This window comes from Prochlorococcus sp. MIT 1304 (assembly GCF_047305015.1).
GTDB lineage: Bacteria > Cyanobacteriota > Cyanobacteriia > PCC-6307 > Cyanobiaceae > Prochlorococcus_A > Prochlorococcus_A marinus_E.
Window position 1 is genome coordinate 1,400,107 of sequence record NZ_CP138974.1, and the last position, 21,519, is coordinate 1,421,625.

Sequence of the window (21,519 nt, forward strand, 5' to 3'; positions counted from 1 at the left end):
ATTTACTATTTTCTGTAAATCCTATCCGCTACTCTCAGTATTTGATAATTTAATTTGACGTTGTGGACTCTCACAATGTCAATATTAAATTGAGAACAAAGACAACTTATTGCAAGTGTTCCAATATCCCTTTCTTTTGGATTTTTCTCATTCAATATTTCCCCTAGAAATCTCTTCCTAGATGCACCTACCAAAATTGGCAAATTCCATTTTTTAAATACATCTAAGTTTCTCAAGATTTCCAAATTATGAATGATATCTTTTGAAAAACCAATTCCAGGATCCACTATTATATTTCCTTCAGATATATTTTTTTCTAAAGCATTCTTTATTAAATTATCAAGCGAACACTTGACATCACTCAAAACATTCTCGTAATTGGAGAGTTGATTCATATTTTGACTATTACCACGACTATGAGTTATGACGAATGGACAGTTGAATTTTGATACAACATCCAAAATTTTTACATCTCTTCTTCCTCCCGTGACATCATTTATCCAATTAGCACCATTTAAAAGAGCTTCGTAAGCAACTTCAGAATTAAAAGTATCAACAGAAATTAAAACATCTGGAAATTCGGATTTTATTAATTTTAGGTATGGGATCAATCTTTTTATCTCTATACTTGATCCAACTTCTTCAGCCCCAGGTCTCGTACTTTGGGCACCAAGATCAATAACATCAACACCATTGCTCATGAAATGATTTACTTGATCTAAAACTTTTTTTGAAGAGTTTATTTCCCCACCATCACTAAATGAATCAGGAGTTAAATTTATAACTCCCATAATTGAAGTTTTTTGGCCCCAGCCTTTTGGCCATTTATTTTTCTTATTGATAATTTGCAATTCTCGCGAAACTATTCGGATCTAATGAAGCCCCTCCGACTAGCACCCCATCGATATCACTCATTGACATGATTTCGTCGATATTATTAGGCTTAACAGATCCTCCATATTGAATAATTACATCATCAAAACCTATTAATTTCCGAATCAAAGAACATATCTTATTAGCGTCTTCTGCCTCACACGTTTTACCAGTGCCAATAGCCCATATTGGTTCATAGGCAACAATTAAATTAGATGGATCTGTATTTTCTAATCCTTGTTCAACCTGTCTAGTAATAACTCTATCAGCCTCTCCTCTCTCTCTTTGTTCTAATGTTTCTCCTACACAAACTATTGGAGTAAGTCCACTTGATTGAGCAAAAACTGCTCTTTTGTTAATTTGCTCATCACTTTCACTAAAATATTTTCTTGGTTCACTATGTCCAACGATTGCATATGAGACACCATGTTCAAGAAGCATTTTGGGGGATATTTCTGCCGTAAACGCTCCTTGATCTTCCCAATGAATATTTTGACTAGAAATATCTAAATATTCAAAATCAGAATGATCAGAAAAGGTTGAAATAGCCGTAAAAGGTGGAGCAATAACAACTTTACGATCGTCTTTAATGTTTTTTATTAAAGGAATAAACTCTTCTAAATAGGATTTAGCTTCAGCACAAGTCATGTGCATTTTCCAATTACCAGCAATTACAGATTTTCTCAAAATACTATCTCCAAGAAAAATATACTAATACAAAGTGAGTTGAATAAGCTAACTATTCAAAAATTAATTCATTTTTTAGAAATATTACTTTATCCCCCTTGTTTAACTGCCTTCCTCTCCTAGTCTCAATTACACCATTAACCTTAACAGAACCTGATTTAATAAAAATTTTTGCTTCACCACCAGAAGATACCAAATTTTTCCATTTTAAGAATTGATCCAATTTCATTGTTTTTTATACCCAAAGATATTGATAAAGTAGGATAAACAATTAAATATATAATATCTTGAGACTAATACCACCAGTCAGACCATATTCAAATAGGTTTATCAAAGGTTTTATATGCATGCTTATTTACGTAGCTTGTTGGCCTTTATTAGCTTATTTAGCTGGAAACTTAATTCCAGCAATTGGGTCAGGTGATCTCTCAAAAGTTTCTAGCATAATAATTAAGTCTTTATTTGTATTTTTAGTTCAGAAAACTGCTCAATTTGGACAGGATGTATTCATAGCAAAACCATCTTTAGAAATTAGTGAAGTGATGAGAGGAAATTTATTTAGCAGAATTCAAAAAATAAAGATGAATTCTGTTGAAAATATTTCAGCCGGGGACATCACATACAGACTTACAGAAGATGCCGACAGGGTAAGCGAAGTTATTTATAAAACAGCTCAAGATACTATTCCATGTTCTTTACAGTTGTTAGCGGTAATAATCTACATGTTTTATTTAGACTGGTCACTTACACTATCAACATTCGTTTTGGCACCATTGATTATTCTTTCAGTTAACAGTTTTGGAAGAAGAGTTTTAATAGCATCCGAAAAAAGTCAAGAATCAACAAGTAATTTAGCAGGTTTAATAGGTGAATCTATAAATGGAATGTCCACGATAAGAGCTTTTGCTGCTGAAAATTGGATTGAGAAAAGATTTTTTCAAAGATTAAATACAAATAAAAAAGCAAAATATAAAACATTAAAACTTCTTGCATTTCAACATCCAGTTGTAGGATTTGTTGAAGCATTTGGAATATTAGCAATATTAGGTTTAGGGGCTGCAAGAATCAATCTTGGCCTTCTAACAAGCGAAGAATTTAGTAGTTTTTTTGCAGCAATATTAATGCTTATTGATCCAATCAGCCATGTAAGTACAAATTTTAATGACTATAAACAAGCAGAAGCCTCAATAAAAAGGTTGAAAAACATAAATCAAGAACCTGTCGAAGATGATAAAGAAAATTTACGAAGGATATCCAATTTTGAAGGCAAAATAAATTTCAAGAATGTAAGTTTCGCTTACAAAAAAGATAATAAAGTACTTAAAAATATCAATTTAGAAATTAAGAGAGGTGAAGTCACAGCATTTGTTGGAGCTTCTGGAGCTGGTAAAAGTACAATGTTGGCTTTGATATTAAAGTTTATAACTCCCAATAATGGAGACATTTTTATAGATGACAAAAATCTCAAAATATTAAATACAAAAGATATTAGAAAAAACATTGCATTAGTACAACAACAGCCTTTTTTGTTTTCAGGAACAATTATTGATGTAATAAGAATGGGTAGAAATTTCACCAAAGAAGAAGTTATAGAATCAGCAAGAAAAGCAAACGCTCACAACTTTATTCAAAAGCTTCCTGAGAAATATGAAACTGAGATAACTGAAAGAGGATCAAATTTCTCAGGTGGTCAGATCCAAAGGATTGCAATTGCAAGGGCAATACTCGGGAACCCCTCAATTCTTCTTTTAGATGAGGCCACAAGTGCGTTAGATGCAGAATCAGAATCTGAAGTACAACAAGGACTTAATAGAGCTATGAAAGATAGAACAGTTATTGTAATTGCTCATAGATTGGCGACTACTCAAGAGGCCAATAAAATAGTTGTTTTCGATAAAGGTGAAATTGTTGAAGTTGGAAAACACATAGATTTAATCAATAAACCTGGAATTTATAAAGAATTATGTGAAAAACAATTGATAAAAAAATTATAGTTATATTTTATTTATAAAAAAAATAAATCCATGAGCGAAAACACAAATGATTCTGCAAATCCAGTTTTAACCTTTGAGGGCAAAAAATATTTAATAAATGAACTTTCTAATGAAATAAAAGAATCTATAAAAGAATTACAAATAGCGGATACACAAATTAAGATGCATCAAGATACCCTCAAATTACTTTCAATTAGTCGAAACTCTTTAGTTAATCAATTAAGAGAAAAACTAAAAAACTTAGAATAAAATTTTAATAATTATGGATTTCCTGTAGAGAGTAAGTATTAATCTTGTTGCATTGCAGAGCTTTTATCGCCTTAATGGCTGCCTTAGCTCCAGGAATAGTTGTAAAAGTTGGAATATTATATTCTAAAGCTGCACGTCTTAAATAAGCATCATCATGAAGAGCCTGTGAGCCAATTGGAGTATTAATTATTAATTGGACAAGTCCCGAACGAATTAGGTCCTCGATATTTGGTCTTCCTTCATGAACTTTTAGCACTTCTTCAACTTGAATTCCTAAATTCACCAAATATGAAGCTGTACCTTTTGTTGCGATTAATTTAAATCCTAAATTCAAAAGTTCTCTAGCAACTTCCTCAAGATTTTTTTTATCTAAATCATTTGTAGATAAAAAAGCAACTCCATCTGAAGGAACACCATTACCTGCTGCCAATTCCGACTTGGCATAAGCAATTCCAAAATCTTTAGCCAAACCCATTACTTCTCCAGTAGATCTCATTTCAGGTCCAAGTAATGTATCAGACCCAGGAAATCTTTTAAAAGGTAAAACAGCCTCTTTTACTGCCTGATATTTTGGAGAAAATTCTTCTGTGAAATTAAGATCTTCTAATGTAAAACCCTGCATTAACTGAGTAGCTAATTTTGCAACTGGTTTACCTATGGCTTTTGAAACAAATGGAACTGTCCTGGATGCTCTCGGATTTGCTTCGAGAATAAATAATTTTTTTTCTTTATTATTTGTATTTATTACTGCAAATTGCAAATTAATTAAACCAACAACATTTAATCTTTGTGCAATTAATTTAGTCCAGTTTCTAACATTTTCTATTGTGGATGTAGAAAGAGAAATGGATGGTAAACAACAAGCTGAATCTCCTGAATGAATTCCTGCAGGTTCCACATGTTCCATTAGGCCGGCAATTACAACCGAACCCTCTGAATCGCATAAAGCATCAACATCTATCTCAATTGCATTATTCAAATATTGATCAAGAAGGATGGGATGATCAGGCGATACCTTAACAGCTTCAGAAATGTATCTCGATAATTCATTCTCATCTTTAACAATTTCCATTGCCCTTCCACCTAAAACATAAGAAGGTCTTACAACCAAGGGGAATCCTATATTTTTTGCTACTATTTCTGCCTCATCTTGATTACGTGCAATACCGTTTAAAGGTTGTCTAATACTTAATTCTTCAAGAATTTTTGTAAATTCCTCTCTGTCTTCTGCTAAATCGATTGATATTGGAGAAGTCCCAAGTATTTTTGATCCAGTTCTTATCCCATCATTAGATTTAAGCCATTCAAATAATGGTAATGATAATTTCAGTGGGGTTTGACCTCCAAATTGAACAATCAAACCATAGGGATTTTCAGCTTCTATTATGTTGAGAACATCCTCCAAAGTTACAGGCTCGAAATATAAAATATCGCTAGTATCATAATCTGTTGATACAGTTTCAGGATTACTATTAACCATTATTGTTTTATAACCATTTGTAGAAGCTTGATATGATGCATGGCAGCAACAGTAATCAAATTCTATTCCCTGACCAATTCTGTTTGGACCTCCTCCTAGAATCATTATTTTTTTTGATTTACTTTTTTCTGAAATCTCGCTATCAAAAATTTGAGAATTAATATTAATGAAAGATTCTTCATAAGTTGAATAATGATATGGAGTGGAGGATGAGAATTCTGCTGAACATGTATCAACAGTTTTATAAATTGGGATTACATTTAGTTTTTTTCTATATGTTCTTACTTCAAAAAATTCAGAATTAGTTAGCTTTGCAATCTGTTGATCTGAAAAGCCTAATTGTTTAGCATGTAACATCAAGTCCCTATCAAGAGTATAAAGTTCCTTATCTTTCAAAAAATCATTTTCAAAATTAAAGATATTACGTAATTTTTCGATAAACCATAAATCTATATTTGTAACTTCTTTAATATAATTATTATTTTTCCCAAGCTGCATAGCTTTTTTAATTAAGAGAATTCTTTCAGATGTAGGGTTTCTTAAACTATTTTTAATTTGACTCTCATTTATAAATTCATCTTTTGAGTCACATTCCCATCCAAAAACACCAACCTCTAATGACCTCAATGCTTTCTGAAATGATTCTTCAAAAGAACGACCTATTGCCATTGACTCACCAACAGATTTCATGGAAGTGCTTAAAGTATTAGAAGAACCTTTAAACTTTTCAAAGGCAAATCTTGGGATCTTAGTAACTACGTAATCAATTGATGGCTCGAAACATGCAGGTGTTTTTTTTGTAATGTCATTAATAATCTCATCAAGTGTGTAGCCAACAGACAATAAAGCTGCAATCTTAGCTATGGGGAATCCAGTTGCTTTACTTGCTAAAGCTGAGGATCTACTCACACGGGGATTCATTTCTATGACAATTACTTCGCCATTAGAGGGATTTATTGCAAATTGAATATTACTCCCTCCTGTTTCAACTCCAACCTCTCTAATGATTTTCAAAGACAAATCCCTTAATCTCTGATACTCCTTATCTGTTAAAGTCTGCGCAGGAGCTACAGTAATCGAATCTCCAGTATGGACACCCATTGGGTCTAGATTTTCAATACTGCAAACTATCACTACATTGTCAGCAGTGTCTCTCATCACCTCTAGTTCAAACTCTTTCCATCCAATAAGTGATTTTTCAATCAATATTTGATTACTTGGACTTTCCTCTAAACCTGATTTACACAACTCGACAAATTCTTCAAGGTTAAAAGCAATTCCACCTCCTACTCCACCTAATGTAAATGCAGGCCTAATAATAAGAGGATAAGAACAAATTTTTCTGGATACCTCTATAGCTTCATCCAGATTAGATGCTATTCCTGAAGGACAAACATTTACATTAATTTTCTCCATCGATTCTTTAAACAATTGTCTATCTTCAGCTTTATTAATAGCTCTTAAATCAGCACCAATTAATTCAATATTATTTTGCTTTAAAAAATTTGACTCTGATAATTTAACTGCAAGATTCAAAGCGGTTTGCCCCCCCATAGTGGGAAGAATTGCATCAGGTTTTTCTCTTAAGATGATCTGAGAGACAATTTCAGGAGTCAATGGTTCAATATATGTTTTGCTTGCGACCTCAGGATCAGTCATTATTGATGCTGGATTAGAATTTATTAAGACAATTTCATAACCAGCATTTCTTAAAGCTTTACAAGCTTGAGTGCCAGAGTAATCAAATTCGCATGCTTGCCCTATAACAATAGGTCCAGAACCAAGAATAAGAATTTTTTTAAGATCACCTCTTTGAGGCATAATTTAAACCTTTATTTATCTCATGCTACTTATAAATCATCAGATGTTAATCAAGTTACTTGAAAAGCAACATTTGTTTCTATAGTATTGAAAGAAATTAATTTTTTATGAGCGAACTTCAGCGACTTAAAAGTTTGTTGCCTCCAGAGAATGAAAGTTGGGTATTTGTTGAAGCTGCTGCTGCTATAGACCCACCTTTAATAACACTTGAGGAAATTGGTCGTGACGAAGTAGAAATTCAAATAGATTTAGATGAATGGGATAACTATGCAATTGACCACAGAAATTTATTGTTTTGGCACGAAGTAGGAAAAATTCAAAATGACACAATCCCAAGAGACGGATGGGAAATGGCAGCTCTTGCTATAGGACTTGGAGGCGCGATAGGCGAGCTTTGGGTGCAAGATGGTTTACTTTTATTACTTGCTCTTGGTTTATCAAGTTTTGCAGGATATAGATTATATTTAAAAAATAATTCTGAAAAAAAGCTTCAAGATGCTATTTATGCAGATGAAAGAGCTATAGATCTTGCTTGTAGATTTGGCTACAGCATTCCAAATGCTTATAAAAGTCTTGGAGGGGCATTAAAAGAGTTAATAGAAAAGACACGAAAAAAGAAAAAAAGAAGTTTCTTTGAAGATAGATTAGATGCCTTAAGAAAAAGTGCCGAAAAAGCAAGATCAGAATTATCTCAGCAAGAAGGTTCAGAAAAATCAGTTTCAAGTGAAAATGTTTATGGACAATAAAAGCTTGGTTTTAATGGCGGCTAAAGCATGTGATGAAAAAAAGGCAAGAGATATAAAACTTATAAAAATTGACAAAGTATCATTTATAAGTGAATGGATTTTAATTGCAGAAGGATTATCTGATGTACAGGTTAGATCCATTACAAACTCTGTAGAGGGAGAACTTAGAGAGAAGGCTAAAGTTGAACCTATAAGAAAAGAAGGGGTTAGCGAAGCTAAATGGGCTTTACTCGATTATGGTGATTTGATAGTAAATATTTTTCAACCAGAAATAAGAAAATATTATGACCTTGAATCGTTCTGGAGTAATGGAGATAAGCTTATATTTCCATAGTATCTTTTATGAACGAATCTAAGTGTCCTGTCCCTAGAGAGCAACAACCCACAAATGAATTCATAGAATTATCAAAATCTAAAATTTTTTCATGGCCAAAAACAAAAAAGTCACTAATTTATATTTTGGCAAAATTCTGGGTAGGAGCTTTTCTTCTATTTCTCGTCATTTCTTCAGGAAGTGTATATTTCAAATCGTCCCTTTTAAAATATATTTTATTAAGTTTATTTAGCAGCTTATCAATACCTCTTTTTATTACAATAAGGCTATATTTAGGTTGGAATCATATATTTAAAAGATTAACCTCCGAAAAAGTTGAATATGAGGAATCAGGTTGGTATGACGGCCAAGTATGGGAAAAACCATTAGTTTTAAGAGAAAAAGAAATCCTTATTGCCTCAATTGAGGTAAAACCAATTTTAAGAAATTTAATTCAGATTCTTTCTATTATTTCAGTCTTAGCATTATCTGGCATTTTGATTTTTCAATATAACATTTTCTAAATGAATTCTAATTTTAAAAACCTCTACACTTCTAATAATCCTCCTATCCAAGCAACCTTAATGAGAGGATCAAATATTGAGTCAATCCATAAAATTCATGCTGTTATTACTGACAAAAAAGGTAGGGTTTTAATGTGCGCAGGGAATCCAGAATATAAAAGCTTCATCAGGTCAGCACTAAAACCGTTTCAAGTAATTCCTTTCGTTAGTAGTGGAGCTGCATCAAAAATCAATAATGAATCAAAATCAATTGCCTTAGCATGTGGGTCACACAGTGGTTCAAAAATTCATTCAAGAGAAGCCTTCAGAATTTTATGGGAATATGACATAGATATTAATAATCTAAAATGTCCAAAAACCAAAACTAGTCCATTAGAACATAATTGTTCCGGTAAACATGCTGCTTTTTTAGCAACATGCAAAAAAATGAATTGGCCATTAGATAGTTATTTAAAGGGAGATCATCCACTTCAAATCGAAATATTCAGAATTGTTTCTGAATTGCTTGAAATCCCATCATCAGAAATAAACGCTGAACGTGATGATTGTGGTGCCCCCACTCTTTATTTAAAACTACTAGAAATGTCAAGGTTATATTCATTTCTAAGCAGTTCTGAAAATGCCGAATTAGAACAAATCAGTAGAGCTATGACAATAAACCCAACAATGATTAGTGACAATAATAAATTTGATACAGAAATAATAAAAGCTTCACATGGAAAAGTTATAGGTAAAGGTGGTGCGGAAGGAATACAATGTCTATGCAAGGTAAACGAAGGTATAGGATTAGCTCTAAAAGTAGAAGACGGTTCAAAAAGAGCTAAGCATGCCGTTAGTCTTCACATACTTAAACAGTTAGAATGGATATCTGACTTGAGAATTCAAGACATAGAAGAAAAGGTGTTTAATTTTTCTGAGGGAGTGAGACTTGAAGTTAAAGGTAAATTAAAATTCCAAGAATCCTAAAAAAACAGGAAAAATAACCCTTTCAGATGTATGCTATGTATATGTCGCGGGGTAGAGCAGTCTGGTAGCTCGTCGGGCTCATAACCCGAAGGTCGGAAGTTCAAATCTCCCCCCCGCCACCATTTAGAAGCAGCTTCAAAGCTGCTTTTTTATTCTTCGCAGTTGTTACATCAAATAAAAAATATAAATAGAAATGAAAGTTGTTATTTAGAGCTAAAAAAGTTTATGAGAAATTATTGGAGATCTTTATGAATAGAAAATTTCAAATCAACTCTAACTATTAAACCAATAAGGATAAAGAATATTCCAAGGTATGAGCTTAAAGATAGATCCAAAATATTAAATTAATTTTCTAACCAAATCTTAGCTTATAATTCATATCTGTTAAATGTAATATTAACAATGAATTTAAACAAATCTGAATTTTGAACATTTTCATCTTGAATAAGTAATTTAATAAAGTAAAGTTAAATCTATCTAATTTGGAAAATTATATGCAGGATTTACTACAACGAGATTTGGGTTCAAGCTTGTTATCAATAGCAATCATATTTGGTTGGTTAGGTCTATTTTTTGTATTTTTGAGAGTATTAACAATTTCTATAAAGAGAATCCTTGAAGCTGTTTTCAAAAAATCGTAATTATTGAAATAAATCAAAAATTCTAAATTAATCGCATTAATCCTATATAACTAGGTATAATGACCTAAAAAAATGTCAATTTTAGATAAGTCAAAGATAGGTGATTCAGTTCAAATAAACCTAGAACTATCAAAAGATAGACTTACTAAAGATGTTGTTGATGCAATAAATGTTTCTTCGGTAGCTAAGATAAATGATTTTAGAATAACTGACGGAAAAGGTATTGGAGTTATATTGAAATTATCTAACGGAAAAGAGCAATGGTTTTTTGAAGATGAAATTGACCTCCTTGACGAAAATGGTAATGTAATTAAAAAAAACATTGTTAAAAAAGTAAATGGAAATTTTATATTAGATTTTTTAAGAGGATTTAATTATGAAAATAAAAATAAGGTAAGCGAGTTACTTAATCCAATTAACTTTTTTATCTGGCTAGTTGTATCGTTAAAAGATATTTTTTAATTCGAAAAAAATATTTCTAAAATAAAAATAATTTAACTATTTTTTTAAATATAAATCTTCAGTAATTAAAAATTTAAATGGTACAAAATATTATCGATGTAAGAGGTTTATCTAAGTCATTTGATATCTCTTCCAAAGAACCAGGTATAAAAGGAACAATTAAGCATTTTTTTAGGAGACAAACAAAAAGTGTAAAAGTTATAAAAGATATAAGTTTTGAAATCAAAGAAGGGGAAATAGTAGGTTTTCTTGGCGCTAATGGGGCTGGGAAAACAACAATCTTAAAAATGCTTTGTGGCTTAATTTATCCAAGTAAAGGTTCGATTTCAGTTTCAGGTTACTTACCTTTCAGAAGAAAAGAAAATTTCCTAAAGAATATCACCTTAATAATGGGACAAAAGCAACAGCTTATTTGGGATCTTCCACCAATTGAATCATTCTATTTGAATGCATCAATATATGACTTAGATAAGTTTGAAGCTAAAAGGAGAATAAAAAAACTATCAGATATGCTTGAAATTGATGAGGAGCTATTTATACCTGTTAGAAAACTTTCACTAGGTCAGCGTATGAAGTCAGAATTACTGGCAGCATTGATACATGAACCAAATATTCTATTTTTAGATGAACCGACACTTGGATTAGACATTAATGCGCAGAGAAATTTAAGAAAATTCCTCAAAAAATATAATAAGGAAACAAATGCAACGATATGCCTAACTAGTCATTACATGAAAGATATTACATCGCTATGCAAGAGAGTTATATGTATTCACGAAGGGGAGATATCGTATGATGGAAAACTTGACCTATTATTAAAAAAACTTTCTCCTGTTAAAGAAATATTAATAGTTTGTCGTTCAGAAGAGGATGCAATTAAATTAGAAAATTCCGGTTTTACTATTAAATATAAAAACAAGAATGAAATCACTATAAAAATTGAAAACAACTCCATTACCTCTTCACTAAAAACTATCCTAAATAATTTTGATATTGAAGACCTTTTTATAAATGAACCACCTATAGATGAAGTTATTGGGAAGGTATTAATCAAAAAAGATTATGATATCTAATTTAATTAAACGTAAAATTTTCACTTTATTAAAAGTCCAATATTCAAACATGTTGGAATACAGGGTAGAAATTGCATTATGGGCAATTTCAGGGATTATTCCTTTTTTCATGTTAAACATTTGGACAAACAATAATCTTAATGAATCCATAAACATCAGCGATGTTATGCTTTCTAGGTATTTCTTATGTGCTTTTTTTGTAAGACAGTTTTCTGTAGTCTGGGTTGTATTTAGTTTTGAAGAGGATTCTCTTATGGGGAAAGTATCTCCGTATTTAATCCAACCTTTAAATCCATTTTTCAGATATTTTGCACAACATCTAGCGGAACAAATAACAAGATTTCCTTTTGCACTAATAATCGCATTTTTCTTTTTTATTTTTAATCCAGAAAGTTTATGGATACCAAATTTAGGTATTTTACTCTTATCAATAGTATCTACTTTCTTATCCTTCTTGATTCAATTTTTAATTCAGTCAATAGTTGCATGTCTATGTTTCTGGACAGAAAAAGCATCATCGATTGAAAGATTGTTATTTATTCCAACTTTATTTCTCTCAGGTCTTTTAGCACCAGTAGTCTCATTTCCAAATTACGTTAAATCTTGGATTTATTTGACTCCTTTTCCATATCTAATTGATTTCCCTGCGAACTTACTGTCAGGTAATGAAACAAATATTAGTGGAGGCTTAATTATGCAAATTCTATGGATTTTTATACTTTTCCCGTTATTTAAGAAAATCTGGTCTGAAGGAACGAAAAAATATACAGCAATGGGTTCATGAATATAAGAAAATATTCAAAAGTTTATAAAAAATTCTTACATACTTCTTTAGCTTCTGAATTGGAGTATAAGACAAATATATTAGTTGATTTAATTACTGCAATTTTAAGTTTAGTAGGGAGTATTTTTCTATTATCTATTTTCTTTCAAAATAATGGATATATTGGAGGTTGGAAATTTGAACAGGCATTAATCATCCAAGCTATCTATACAATTTTGAATGGAATAACAAATACATGGTTCAATCCTAATCTTACAGAAATAGTTAAACATATAAGAGAAGGAACATTAGACTTCGTACTTTTAAAACCTATTGATAGTCAATTTTTTATTTCATTAAAAAAAATAAATCCATCCGGATTTTTAGAAATTATGCTTGGATTTTTCCTGTTGCTCTTCTGCATAAGAATAAATCAAATAAATTTAAGTTTAAGTTTTCTATGCCTATCCTTGATTACGATAAGCTGCTCAATTTGTATTCTATATAGCCTATGGTTTTTTATATCTACTACTACTATTTGGTTTGTTAAGACTTGGAATGCAATAGAAGTATTAAGATCATTTCTTTATATTGGAAGATTTCCTCTAAATTCATTTTCATTTTCTTTAAGAGTTTTTTTTAGTATTTTCATTCCTATTGCTTTTATAACTACGATTCCTTCTGAAGTTTTTCTAGGACTTTCTCAATTGTGGAAAATATTGCTTGAAGTTATTGTTGCTTCAGTATTTCTTATAACTTCAAGAAAGTTCTGGTTATTTGCACTAAAGTTCTATTCATCAGCATCTAGCTAACTATTATTTAATAACCTCCCTGCAAAATTCCCAAATTTGTTGTTTGCTTTTCAGATTAGAAAGCTTAGATAATTTCTTGAAATGAGGTTTAGATTTTTCCACCGATAAAAGCCTGCAGTTGTATTCGATTTTATGATTTCTTGATATGATTCCTAATTTAAGTGCAACATCAAAAAGTATTATTATTAAAGTAATAAAAAAAACTATACCGAAAAATTGTGTAAATGATTTTGAATAATTTTCATTTTCAGTTTTTAATTCAAATTTCATTACTTAACTATATGCTGAGGGCACTTAATTGCAGCAATAGCAACAGCCGTAACTTTAAAATTTTCTGACTTCTCAATAACCTTTTTAACTTCTAATGGTCCAAATTTATTACTCGCATCACTGTAGGAAAGAAGTAAAGATTTATAGTTATCATGACCTAGATTTCTATACTCACAGAAATTATCCCCAACATAATTTAAAAGAGTTAGTAAAGTTAATTCAATCATTAAAGCTTTTTACTAGCAAAGTTCTTACGAATGATACTGTGCAGGACATTTTTAACAAGTAAAATTTCCCAAAAACATTTGAAATCATAAGATAGGATTTTGCTCGTAAACTTAAAAATTACAAAATTATTTTAGAATTTTTAAATTTACATATAAGAAAATCATTAAAGCACTATCTGTAGTGTATAAAATAGTCGCATGTTGCGCTACAGATAGGGGGTTGCATTTTTATAGAAATTGGTTTAAAAATAAGGTTCCCCATCACCCGGCCCCACATATGTGAGGCCTTTTTTTATTATTTTTCATTAAGGTCTAAAAGTTTTATTAAATAAAACGAGTAATTCATTAACCACTTTGATAACGAATAAAGATAATAAGTAATTTATTTTTTAATTTATAATCCTGCTTTAAAATTTTTTACCTAAATATACTGCTATCCTCCAATAATTTATAAAAAGTTTTTTATGGATTTAATTAATAAGCTAATACCAACCAAAATACAAACTGTTATAAAAGTTTTCTTAATAAGTATATTCCCATTTAATTTGGATAAGTGAGCTCCAAAAAATCCTCCTGTAAAGGAACCAATTATTAAAACTACCAATAAATTTAATGGAACCGATCCTATTCTTGCCAAAAATACTGCTCCGACAAAATTCCAAAAAATCCCAACAGTAAAAAATGTCATGCTTATGGCTCGAAGAAAATCCATTTCAAAAGTTTTAATTAATAGTATTGTTACAAGCAATCCAGTTCCTGAAGAAATAGAACCATTTAATATACCTATAAGAAAAATAAAAATTAAAAATCTAATTTTATGAATAAAATTAAGTTTTTTATTACCAGATGATAAACCTAAATCTGGTTTAAGGAATGAATAAAAAGCTAATAGTATGGATATTATTCCTAAAATTAAATACAAATACTTTTCTGATATATATTCAATGACAGACGCCCCCAAAATTACTCCTGGTAACCCAAAAATTAAAATTTGCCAAGCAACTCTTATATCATTACCTAAAGATTTGTAATTTCTTAAGGACCCCCCAATTCCTAGTGCTACTGTTGCTAATTTATGACTAGCCAGCGCCTGATAATAAGGAACCCCAGATAAAATCAATGCAGGCAATTGTAATAATCCTGCTCCTCCACCAGAAATCGCTGAGAACGTATTAGAAAAAAACGATATCAAAAAGATATAAATACTTTTAAATAAAGAATGATCAAAATTTCCTAATAATATTGTTAATAGATAAAGCATTAACTATAAACTGCCCTTTTATTGATAAGTGAAAATTATTCGTTTCATAAGAAACATTTACTTTAAGAAGTCTTATTTTATCTTGATAAATCATACTTTAAAAAAAACTGTTATTATTCAAAGAAAATTATCAAGAATTTTATGCATAGACAAGATGCAATTTACCTTGATCAGTTTTGTCCCAAGACAAGTAATAAAAATTGGAGAGAGTCACTTAATAAACTTACCAATTATAAATGCATTTATTGCGGTAAACCCTCAGAATCACTCGACCACCTTCACCCAATGTCAAAAGGGGGGATTAGCAGTACAAGTAATTGCGTACCATGTTGTTTGTCATGTAATGGAAAGAAATCAGATTCAGAAGTTCTTAGCTGGTACAGAAAACAAAATTTTTATGATCCTCGAAGAGCTATGGCGATACGAGCATGGTTTAATGATGATTTAAAACTAGCGTCAGTTCTTTTAAACTACTTACATTAAACAATGAATAATAAATTGATTGAGATTAGAAAAAATATTTTTGTATATCTTTGAATAGGATCCTTTTTTTAGCAAACATTGTTTTTATTAAATTATTCTTATACTTTCTGAATTTATATTATTGTTCTTAAAAATCGAGATATTAGAATAATCATCTTTCCACATTATTGGTGAATCTATAATCTTTCTCTCTGGAGACTTTACTGAAAAAATCAATCCAAATACAAAAAGAATAGTAATCAGAATTATAGTTAATACTAATTTGTCTGAAATATTATTCATTAACCTAATCTATCTTGAAAAATTTTTGTCAGGAGTAGTTTTTTCGTAAATTTCTAGAAAATATGATTTAAAATAATCAACTCCCTCCTTTCCAATTAATCCAAACGACCATCCACAATCATTTACTACTTGCAATGAAATTTGATTTGCCAAGTCACTTTTCTCAATCCATTTTTTCTGAGGATTGTAAGAGAAAGATATAATGTTTTCAGTTTTTACAATAGCTGATTTCATTGCTTCATCTTTAGAAAGACCATTTTGGATAGCATTGCAATATTTCTTAGAGAAATTATTAGTGATCCTATTTTGTAGCAAACTAACACTAGGATCGGAAGTATCAAAAGCTAAACCTATTGCAGGTTCTAATTGAAAAAATATAAATAAAATTAAGACAAAAAATAATTTTAACAACAGCTATTAGTCAATAGTTTATAAGTAATATAATAGTATTTTAAAATTATATTTTCAATTTAATCTGATAATTATTAAAAGCAAATTAAATTTCAATTTATTAATAATTAAAAGTATTGCGATAAGTTCAGTAATAATAGTCAGAGGTTTATTCGATTACAAATATGTACGAATCATTAATGACATTGCTATTTTTTCCTGATTGGACAAATGGATTACCTTCAGATTTCCTAATTCTTCATTTTTTTGTAGGAGCTGTGATTTTTCCATTTAACATGATTCATGCTAAAGCAAGAAAAATTGACAGTCAAAACCCACAGGAAGCCGCTAATGGGTATAAAAATTCAGACAATGTAACATTTTTTGGATACGAGGAAATCAATTAGATTTCCATAAAATTTATTTGAGGAATAAGTTATTTGATTATAATTTCCCTAAATACAGCTTTAGATCTCAAGATATTCAGTCCCAGTGAACCTATAGGAATATTCATAATTTTTGTAGGTTTAATATTCACTGGCATGATTTTCTATATTATTTATGCTGTAAGTACTAATAAAGAATCCTTAGAAGACAAAAAAATAAGAACTAAAAAAGAGTACTTACAAAAGGAGAGAATAGGAAAATTATTTCCTAAGAAAAAATAAATTTAATTGCTTTATTGCTATAAAGATATTTATTTATATTATTAATTATTAAATCAGTAGGATCTAAAAACATTAGTTTTAGTTCTCTTAAATCAAACATTTCCTAAAAATCTAACTATAACAAGAAGATTTTTTTTACGAGGACTTAATATTGTTAATTGCACAACTAATTTATTTTCATCTTGATCAAAAAATGTTAAAAAAGGGAAAAATTAATTTGAAATCTTGGAGAATTCACCTCAATATCTATTTCTTGCTAGTGGAGTGAATAATGGAGAGGGTTTTTGGATTGTGGGAATAAAAAATTGCGATGAAAATATCCTTGAAGATGAAAATCTTTTAGATTGCCATAGAAAAGAATTAATAGGTAATGAATCAGCGAAAGATATTCTTTTAGCTATTAATTTAAACGTAAATAATTTATTAAATGAACTAAGAAAAAAAAATTATTTAATTGCAAGACCTTCCATTGGGATTCCATTTGATATCCCTTTAGAAATCTTGGAAAATATTTTTGATTTCTGGTTAGATATTTATAAAAATCATGAAGCCTGGGAAGCTTGTTTAGGACTTCTTAAAGTTAGAAAAAGGATTCCTCTAACAAACCTAATTGAAAGCGAAAGTTTAAAGGGAAACTCTAAAAAATGGGCTAAAAAAATTGAAACTTTACATACTTATGTTCCTTCTTCAATTAAAAATGAAAAATTAAATGACCCCATGTGGGAATAATTTTATCTTTAAATACTAAAAATATTTACTTCACTGGATATTTAAGTAAAAATAAAATAAATAATAATTTAAAAATGAATAAACCATATTCTTTTAGTATCGATCAAATGAACGGGATAGTTGAGGATACATACGCCAAGATAATAAATGAATGTGAAAATTTAAAAAAAAATACAAATTGTCCAAATGAGCAAGTATTAGCACTTTTAAGTGTAATTGCCTCAAATTACACTACTGCACCAGAAAAAAACGAAAATTAAGATGATAAGTCATTATACTTGGAACGAATTTGATAAAAGCGTAGAACAAATAGCTAATAAATGTAGGTTTAAGGAATTTTCTGGAATATATGGAGTTCCTCGTGGCGGATTATGTCTCGCTGTAGCACTAAGCCATAAATTAAAAATTGAATTAATTTCAGAACCAATAAAGAATTCACTAATAGTAGATGATGTTTATGAAACAGGCATTACATTAACGACCTTCAAGAATATTGAAGGAGCAATGTTTTTTGTATTATTTAGCAAAATTAAACCTACATGGTGGAATACAGTGCATGTAACAAAAAAAAGTCAATGGATTGTTTTCCCTTGGGAAAATACTTTAAATTCAAAAAGTGACCGCGAAGAGTACATCAAAAAAAGAGGTTTAAGTTGAGAAAGAAATTATATTTGGCTAATCCATATGGATTTTCAAAACAAACTAAAACCCTTTTAAATGAATTTATTGAAATCTTCAATGATTTAAATGTAGAGGTATTTGAACCTTTTGAGAGAGCAAAAAGATTAATTCAACAAAAAAGGGAGTGGGCATATGAGGTTGCAAGAAGTAATTTCATTGATTTAAAAGAATGTGATTGTATTTTTGCAATTGTCAATGGAAATCCACCAGATGAAGGGGTAATGATTGAATTAGGTATCGCAATTGCTTTAAAAAAGGAAATCTTTTTATTTAGAGATGATTTTAGAAATTGTGCTGATAGCAATAAATACCCATTAAACTTAATGTTATTTCTTGGACTGCCTAAAGATAATTGGGAAAAATATTATTTTGAATCATTACAAGATATAAAAAGTAATAAAAAAAGATTTTTGGAGTGGGCTGAAAATTAGCAAAAAACCGTTAAACCAAAAGTAGGAGTTTTAAGTTTGAATATATCTGTCAAAGTGCTAGAATATATTTTATTTAGAAAATTTTGACACAAGTTACAGTCGGAGAGAACGAGGGAATTGAATCTGCCCTTAGAAGATTTAAAAGACAAGTATCTAAATCTGGAATTTTTGCAGATTTAAAAAGACTTAGGCATCATGAAACTCCTGTTGAAAAATACAAAAGAAAATTGCAACAGAGAAGAAAAGCAAGAAGAAGATAAGCTCCTAGAACTTATAAAGTTTTCGTAAATTTTTAATTTTAATAATTTTTTGTAGAAGTTTAAAAAAATTTAACTATTTAAGCTTCTTAAGCTTCTTAACAAGATTTATTCCAACGCCTGAAACGGCAAGAAGATCTTTTTCATCAGCAGCAATAACTGCCTTTGTTGTTTTAAATCCAGCCTCATACAAAGCTTTTGCGCTTTTTGCTCCAACACCTGGAAGTGTAGTCAAAGTTTCAATATTTTTCTTAGAATTTACTGCTTTAGTTTTAGATTTTGCTTTTGTTTTTGTTTTTGTTTTTGCGGACTTTGCTGCTTTTTTTTCTTTCTTTAAAGGCGGTGCAGGAGTTACTGCACTTTTAAATAAAATTGATTTTAGTTTGCCGAGAAATTTAGAAATCATTGCAATATATAAGTAATAAAATTAGCTATTCATTATAATAATATTAAATTCCAGAGGAATTAATAGAAAGACAATAACTAATTGAATAGAAATAATTTATTTACAATTATATAAAGACACACATTTAATATTTATGCAAGCTTAAGAGCCATTGCAAGGTATTCTAAATTATTCTAAAAACTAAAAAAAAGATAAAAAGTATATTCAAAAATTAAAGGTATTCATTAATAGTAAAGTTAAAATCTTAAAAAGAACAGATCAAAAAAATGAAGCTTATTTTAATAAGTGGACCTTCCGGAAGCGGAAAAACAACTTTATCGAATCAAATAATAAAAAAAATTAAAAATGGTATTGTGTTAAGTACCGACAATTACTATAAGACAGGATTAATAAGTAAATTACTATCAAAATTTGTAGAAGGTTTTTTTGATAGAAGTATTAGTTTTAATAACAAACTATTCAAAAAAGATTTTGATTTTATTTATATGAATGGAATTTCAATCTGTAAGCGTTATTATAATTTTGAAAAGAAATCAATTCAAAATATCTTAAACGAAACAAATAATATTAGTTTTATAATTGTTGAGGGTATATTTGCTAAAGAAATCTCAAACACTTTAAATAATAAGGATTATATTTTTTTAGAAATAAAAACTAAAAAAAATGAGTGCATGAAAAGAGTTGTCCAAAGAGATATAAAAGAAAGGGGGAAGGATAAAAAACAAGCTGAGAATGATTTCTTAAAATCATGGAGCATTTATTACGAAAAATTTAAACCTAATAGCCAAAAAAATAATACGAATAAATTCATTATTAAAAAAAACACTGATATAGATCCCATTCTGAAAAAATTATTTAATTAAGTCTTTAATTTTTTTCTCTAATATTAGAGCACTTAAAATTGAGCCTTCAATTCTGCCAAATCCATCTCCTTCAAACCAGTCTCCGCAAAATCCAATTCTATATCTTCTACTAAATTGTAAAGATAATGGTACGGCAAGGCCAGAAGGCTGTGAAGCTCTCCATTTCATAATAGATATTTTTTCATCATAAGTTAATTTATGGATTACAGAATTCTCTTCAAAAAGTTTATTGAAATTTGTAATTATTTTTTGTTTAAAAACTTCTTCATCTTTTGCACTTATATAAGAGTTAATTAACTCTGCGTTTTTTGAATGAACTACAATTCCTAATTTATTATTATCTTGCAACTGAAAAATAACTCTTTCAAATCTATATTTTTTTTCTAATTGATTTTTTAAATAAAAATACCTTTGTTTTTTATAATAAAAATCTTTATAACTATAATTTTCATTTGTGTAAATTAAAAAAGTTAACCTGGGAATAAATGTTTGTTCTTCTAAGTAATTTAATAGTAAATCTATTTTTTTATCATTATTAACAGGAATAGCTTTCCTTAATGGAATTTGATTAACGTTTAATATTTTTAAAGACCTCTTATGTAACAACAAATTAGTTGAACAAATTAAATATTTAGACTTGAATTTGACGCCATTTTTTGATGTTAGTAACCATTCCTTATCATTAAACTTCATATCAACTATAAAAGTTTCAAAGAAAAAATCAATTTTCTCTTTTAAATTATTTGAATCAATTATCTTTTTCGATAATTCACTCATGGAATCTAAAGATAGATAATTAACTCCGCAAGAAAATTCAGATTTTTTTACGGTTTCTAAATTAGAATCTTCATTTAGAAAAAATATATCTGAATCGTCAATTTTTATATATTTATTTTCCAATAATTCATCAATATATCTTTTTAATAGAAGATTATTTTTACTGTTAGATATATTAAAATTTGGAGAACCATGGTTTAGTTTCCATCCTTTATATTTTTTGCTTATTCTTGTACTTGATCTCCCTCCAAGACCGCGACCAATTTCAATTAATCCAACTTTTTTTGTAATATTATTTTTCAGATACTTCGAAGCAAAAACACAAGCGGATATACCTCCACCTATTATTAACAAGTCATATGTAACATCACTTTTCATAGGATTAATATT

Annotated in this window: 28 protein-coding genes and 1 tRNA gene; 20 read left to right on the forward strand and 9 right to left on the reverse strand. The window is 29.3% G+C overall.

Annotated elements, in window-relative coordinates; all coding sequences use genetic code 11:
- Positions 1–5 precede the first annotated feature (5 nt).
- From folP to SIB45_RS07915, 3 genes are read right to left on the reverse strand one after another with little or no spacing between them, the layout of a single operon-like run.
- The gene (gene folP / locus SIB45_RS07905; RefSeq protein ID WP_011863004.1) at positions 6–851 is read right to left on the reverse strand and encodes a dihydropteroate synthase; all 846 of its coding nucleotides are present in this window, start codon (positions 849–851) and stop codon (positions 6–8) included.
- The gene (gene tpiA / locus SIB45_RS07910) at positions 835–1,560 is read right to left on the reverse strand and encodes a triose-phosphate isomerase (protein WP_011863005.1); all 726 of its coding nucleotides are present in this window, start codon (positions 1,558–1,560) and stop codon (positions 835–837) included. Before tpiA ends, folP begins: the two co-directional genes overlap by 17 nt.
- A gap of 52 nt (positions 1,561–1,612) precedes the next feature.
- A complete protein-coding gene (locus SIB45_RS07915; RefSeq protein ID WP_011863006.1) occupies positions 1,613–1,789 on the reverse strand; it encodes an RNA-binding S4 domain-containing protein in 177 nt (58 codons plus the stop codon).
- A gap of 118 nt (positions 1,790–1,907) precedes the next feature.
- Between SIB45_RS07915 and SIB45_RS07920 the strand changes: the two genes are divergently transcribed.
- Positions 1,908–3,554, forward strand: coding sequence for an ABC transporter ATP-binding protein (locus SIB45_RS07920; protein WP_011863007.1), 1,647 nt, complete (start codon positions 1,908–1,910; stop codon positions 3,552–3,554).
- A gap of 30 nt (positions 3,555–3,584) precedes the next feature.
- The gene (locus tag SIB45_RS07925; RefSeq protein WP_011863008.1) at positions 3,585–3,803 is read left to right on the forward strand and encodes a DUF6447 family protein; all 219 of its coding nucleotides are present in this window, start codon (positions 3,585–3,587) and stop codon (positions 3,801–3,803) included.
- 4 nt (positions 3,804–3,807) lie between these two features.
- Here the strand turns inward: SIB45_RS07925 and carB are convergent, their stop codons facing one another.
- Entirely contained in the window at positions 3,808–7,104 is a 3,297-nt protein-coding gene (gene carB / locus SIB45_RS07930; RefSeq protein WP_011863009.1) for a carbamoyl-phosphate synthase large subunit, read from the reverse strand.
- A 107-nt stretch (positions 7,105–7,211) separates the two neighbouring features.
- Between carB and SIB45_RS07935 the strand changes: the two genes are divergently transcribed.
- From SIB45_RS07935 to SIB45_RS07975, 9 genes are all read left to right on the forward strand, one after another.
- Positions 7,212–7,850, forward strand: a complete 639-nt coding sequence (locus SIB45_RS07935) for a DUF3318 domain-containing protein (protein ID WP_011863010.1) — start codon at positions 7,212–7,214, stop codon at positions 7,848–7,850.
- Positions 7,840–8,184 carry a ribosome silencing factor gene (rsfS, locus tag SIB45_RS07940; RefSeq protein WP_011863011.1) on the forward strand — a complete coding sequence of 115 codons (345 nt, stop codon included), beginning with the start codon at positions 7,840–7,842 and terminating at the stop codon, positions 8,182–8,184. Before SIB45_RS07935 ends, rsfS begins: the two co-directional genes overlap by 11 nt.
- 8 nt (positions 8,185–8,192) lie before the next feature.
- Positions 8,193–8,687, forward strand: a complete 495-nt coding sequence (locus tag SIB45_RS07945) for a CGLD27 family protein (protein ID WP_011863012.1) — start codon at positions 8,193–8,195, stop codon at positions 8,685–8,687.
- The gene (locus SIB45_RS07950; RefSeq protein WP_011863013.1) at positions 8,688–9,653 is read left to right on the forward strand and encodes an asparaginase; all 966 of its coding nucleotides are present in this window, start codon (positions 8,688–8,690) and stop codon (positions 9,651–9,653) included.
- Positions 9,654–9,698: 45 nt separating this feature from the next.
- Positions 9,699–9,775 (forward strand) — tRNA-Met (locus tag SIB45_RS07955).
- Between the two features lie 591 nt (positions 9,776–10,366).
- Positions 10,367–10,756: a cytochrome b6f subunit family protein gene (locus SIB45_RS07960; protein ID WP_011863014.1), complete on the forward strand. Its 390-nt coding sequence runs from the start codon at positions 10,367–10,369 to the stop codon at positions 10,754–10,756.
- Positions 10,757–10,833: 77 nt separating this feature from the next.
- Positions 10,834–11,829 carry an ATP-binding cassette domain-containing protein gene (locus SIB45_RS07965; protein ID WP_011863015.1) on the forward strand — a complete coding sequence of 332 codons (996 nt, stop codon included), beginning with the start codon at positions 10,834–10,836 and terminating at the stop codon, positions 11,827–11,829.
- Positions 11,819–12,613: an ABC transporter permease gene (locus SIB45_RS07970; RefSeq protein ID WP_011863017.1), complete on the forward strand. Its 795-nt coding sequence runs from the start codon at positions 11,819–11,821 to the stop codon at positions 12,611–12,613. Before SIB45_RS07965 ends, SIB45_RS07970 begins: the two co-directional genes overlap by 11 nt.
- Positions 12,610–13,404, forward strand: coding sequence for an ABC transporter permease (locus tag SIB45_RS07975; RefSeq protein ID WP_011863018.1), 795 nt, complete (start codon positions 12,610–12,612; stop codon positions 13,402–13,404). The genes SIB45_RS07970 and SIB45_RS07975 overlap by 4 nt, the downstream gene beginning before the upstream one ends.
- Before the next feature lie 269 nt (positions 13,405–13,673).
- Here the strand turns inward: SIB45_RS07975 and SIB45_RS07980 are convergent, their stop codons facing one another.
- Together SIB45_RS07980 and SIB45_RS07985 are read right to left on the reverse strand one after the other, a co-directional pair.
- A complete protein-coding gene (locus tag SIB45_RS07980) occupies positions 13,674–13,901 on the reverse strand; it encodes a hypothetical protein (protein WP_011863020.1) in 228 nt (75 codons plus the stop codon).
- A 448-nt stretch (positions 13,902–14,349) separates the two neighbouring features.
- Positions 14,350–15,162: a sulfite exporter TauE/SafE family protein gene (locus SIB45_RS07985; RefSeq protein ID WP_011863021.1), complete on the reverse strand. Its 813-nt coding sequence runs from the start codon at positions 15,160–15,162 to the stop codon at positions 14,350–14,352.
- Between the two features lie 141 nt (positions 15,163–15,303).
- On the opposite strand from SIB45_RS07985, the gene SIB45_RS07990 reads away from it, so the two are divergent.
- Entirely contained in the window at positions 15,304–15,645 is a 342-nt protein-coding gene (locus tag SIB45_RS07990) for an HNH endonuclease (RefSeq protein WP_011863022.1), read from the forward strand.
- Between the two features lie 291 nt (positions 15,646–15,936).
- Here SIB45_RS07990 and SIB45_RS07995 read toward each other — a convergent pair whose 3' ends face one another.
- Positions 15,937–16,338 (reverse strand): hypothetical protein, encoded by a 402-nt coding sequence (locus SIB45_RS07995; protein WP_011863024.1) that lies wholly within the window; start codon positions 16,336–16,338, stop codon positions 15,937–15,939.
- 179 nt (positions 16,339–16,517) lie between these two features.
- Between SIB45_RS07995 and SIB45_RS08000 the strand changes: the two genes are divergently transcribed.
- The 7 genes from SIB45_RS08000 (at position 16,518) to rpsU (ending at position 19,086) form a co-directional block, all read left to right on the forward strand.
- The gene (locus SIB45_RS08000; protein ID WP_225866343.1) at positions 16,518–16,724 is read left to right on the forward strand and encodes a hypothetical protein; all 207 of its coding nucleotides are present in this window, start codon (positions 16,518–16,520) and stop codon (positions 16,722–16,724) included.
- A 33-nt stretch (positions 16,725–16,757) separates the two neighbouring features.
- Positions 16,758–16,985, forward strand: a complete 228-nt coding sequence (locus SIB45_RS08005; RefSeq protein ID WP_011863026.1) for a hypothetical protein — start codon at positions 16,758–16,760, stop codon at positions 16,983–16,985.
- A 225-nt stretch (positions 16,986–17,210) separates the two neighbouring features.
- Positions 17,211–17,714, forward strand: a complete 504-nt coding sequence (locus tag SIB45_RS08010) for a hypothetical protein (protein ID WP_011863028.1) — start codon at positions 17,211–17,213, stop codon at positions 17,712–17,714.
- A gap of 74 nt (positions 17,715–17,788) precedes the next feature.
- On the forward strand, positions 17,789–17,974 hold the full coding sequence (locus SIB45_RS08015; protein ID WP_041484763.1) for a hypothetical protein: 186 nt from the start codon (positions 17,789–17,791) through the stop codon (positions 17,972–17,974).
- Position 17,975: 1 nt separating this feature from the next.
- On the forward strand, positions 17,976–18,371 hold the full coding sequence (locus tag SIB45_RS08020) for a phosphoribosyltransferase (protein ID WP_011863030.1): 396 nt from the start codon (positions 17,976–17,978) through the stop codon (positions 18,369–18,371).
- Positions 18,368–18,826 (forward strand): nucleoside 2-deoxyribosyltransferase, encoded by a 459-nt coding sequence (locus SIB45_RS08025; RefSeq protein WP_011863031.1) that lies wholly within the window; start codon positions 18,368–18,370, stop codon positions 18,824–18,826. The genes SIB45_RS08020 and SIB45_RS08025 overlap by 4 nt, the downstream gene beginning before the upstream one ends.
- Positions 18,827–18,909: 83 nt before the next feature.
- Entirely contained in the window at positions 18,910–19,086 is a 177-nt protein-coding gene (gene rpsU, locus SIB45_RS08030) for a 30S ribosomal protein S21 (RefSeq protein ID WP_011863032.1), read from the forward strand.
- 73 nt (positions 19,087–19,159) lie between these two features.
- Here the strand turns inward: rpsU and SIB45_RS08035 are convergent, their stop codons facing one another.
- Positions 19,160–19,489, reverse strand: coding sequence for a helix-hairpin-helix domain-containing protein (locus SIB45_RS08035; protein ID WP_011863033.1), 330 nt, complete (start codon positions 19,487–19,489; stop codon positions 19,160–19,162).
- A 266-nt stretch (positions 19,490–19,755) separates the two neighbouring features.
- On the opposite strand from SIB45_RS08035, the gene SIB45_RS08040 reads away from it, so the two are divergent.
- Positions 19,756–20,352 (forward strand): uridine kinase, encoded by a 597-nt coding sequence (locus SIB45_RS08040; RefSeq protein WP_011863034.1) that lies wholly within the window; start codon positions 19,756–19,758, stop codon positions 20,350–20,352.
- Here the strand turns inward: SIB45_RS08040 and SIB45_RS08045 are convergent.
- Positions 20,341–21,507 (reverse strand): NAD(P)-binding protein, encoded by a 1,167-nt coding sequence (locus tag SIB45_RS08045; protein WP_011863035.1) that lies wholly within the window; start codon positions 21,505–21,507, stop codon positions 20,341–20,343. The genes SIB45_RS08040 and SIB45_RS08045 overlap by 12 nt on opposite strands.
- Positions 21,508–21,519: the final 12 nt, after the last annotated feature.

Coding starts and splice junctions, on each gene's coding strand:
- SIB45_RS07985 (WP_011863021.1), bottom strand. CDS start 15,162: ATGCTTTATCTATTAACAATATTATTAGGAAATTTTGATCATTCTTTA.
- SIB45_RS08040 (WP_011863034.1), top strand. CDS start 19,756: ATGAAGCTTATTTTAATAAGTGGACCTTCCGGAAGCGGAAAAACAACT.
- carB (WP_011863009.1), bottom strand. CDS start 7,104: ATGCCTCAAAGAGGTGATCTTAAAAAAATTCTTATTCTTGGTTCTGGA.
- SIB45_RS07915 (WP_011863006.1), bottom strand. CDS start 1,789: ATGAAATTGGATCAATTCTTAAAATGGAAAAATTTGGTATCTTCTGGT.
- SIB45_RS07950 (WP_011863013.1), top strand. CDS start 8,688: ATGAATTCTAATTTTAAAAACCTCTACACTTCTAATAATCCTCCTATC.
- SIB45_RS08015 (WP_041484763.1), top strand. CDS start 17,789: ATGAATAAACCATATTCTTTTAGTATCGATCAAATGAACGGGATAGTT.
- SIB45_RS07970 (WP_011863017.1), top strand. CDS start 11,819: ATGATATCTAATTTAATTAAACGTAAAATTTTCACTTTATTAAAAGTC.
- SIB45_RS08000 (WP_225866343.1), top strand. CDS start 16,518: ATGACATTGCTATTTTTTCCTGATTGGACAAATGGATTACCTTCAGAT.
- SIB45_RS08035 (WP_011863033.1), bottom strand. CDS start 19,489: ATGATTTCTAAATTTCTCGGCAAACTAAAATCAATTTTATTTAAAAGT.
- SIB45_RS08020 (WP_011863030.1), top strand. CDS start 17,976: ATGATAAGTCATTATACTTGGAACGAATTTGATAAAAGCGTAGAACAA.
- SIB45_RS07965 (WP_011863015.1), top strand. CDS start 10,834: ATGGTACAAAATATTATCGATGTAAGAGGTTTATCTAAGTCATTTGAT.
- SIB45_RS07920 (WP_011863007.1), top strand. CDS start 1,908: ATGCTTATTTACGTAGCTTGTTGGCCTTTATTAGCTTATTTAGCTGGA.
- SIB45_RS07975 (WP_011863018.1), top strand. CDS start 12,610: ATGAATATAAGAAAATATTCAAAAGTTTATAAAAAATTCTTACATACT.
- SIB45_RS08045 (WP_011863035.1), bottom strand. CDS start 21,507: ATGAAAAGTGATGTTACATATGACTTGTTAATAATAGGTGGAGGTATA.
- SIB45_RS07945 (WP_011863012.1), top strand. CDS start 8,193: ATGAACGAATCTAAGTGTCCTGTCCCTAGAGAGCAACAACCCACAAAT.
- SIB45_RS07925 (WP_011863008.1), top strand. CDS start 3,585: ATGAGCGAAAACACAAATGATTCTGCAAATCCAGTTTTAACCTTTGAG.
- SIB45_RS07935 (WP_011863010.1), top strand. CDS start 7,212: ATGAGCGAACTTCAGCGACTTAAAAGTTTGTTGCCTCCAGAGAATGAA.
- rsfS (WP_011863011.1), top strand. CDS start 7,840: ATGGACAATAAAAGCTTGGTTTTAATGGCGGCTAAAGCATGTGATGAA.
- SIB45_RS07990 (WP_011863022.1), top strand. CDS start 15,304: ATGCATAGACAAGATGCAATTTACCTTGATCAGTTTTGTCCCAAGACA.
- SIB45_RS07980 (WP_011863020.1), bottom strand. CDS start 13,901: ATGATTGAATTAACTTTACTAACTCTTTTAAATTATGTTGGGGATAAT.
- SIB45_RS07960 (WP_011863014.1), top strand. CDS start 10,367: ATGTCAATTTTAGATAAGTCAAAGATAGGTGATTCAGTTCAAATAAAC.